At 39.0% G+C, this 251-nt stretch carries 1 protein-coding gene; it reads left to right on the top strand.

The genetic code is table 11. The features are described 5' to 3' along the window. The coding region (locus H6A60_RS13420; RefSeq protein ID WP_338054883.1) for a S16 family serine protease at positions 1-251 on the top strand (251 nt) is incomplete at both ends.

Genomic DNA, 251 nt, shown 5'->3' with positions numbered 1-251 from the left:
GAGCTACACCTAAAGATGGCCCAAGTGCAGGCATAACAATGTTAAGTGCATTAGCAAGTGCCTTTACTGGCCGTAAAATAAAACCTTACTTAGCCATGACTGGGGAAATTACCTTAAGAGGGCAAGTATTGCCTGTTGGTGGCATTAAAGAAAAAGTATTAGCTGCAAAAAGGGCTGGTTTAAAGGAGATAATTATGTGTTGGCAAAACGAAAAAGATGTAGAGGAAATCAACCATCAATATATTAAAGGC

Source organism: Sutterella massiliensis (assembly GCF_016899755.1).
GTDB lineage: Bacteria > Pseudomonadota > Gammaproteobacteria > Burkholderiales > Burkholderiaceae_F > Sutterella > Sutterella massiliensis.
This window is presented reverse-complemented; position numbering and strand designations above follow the sequence as displayed.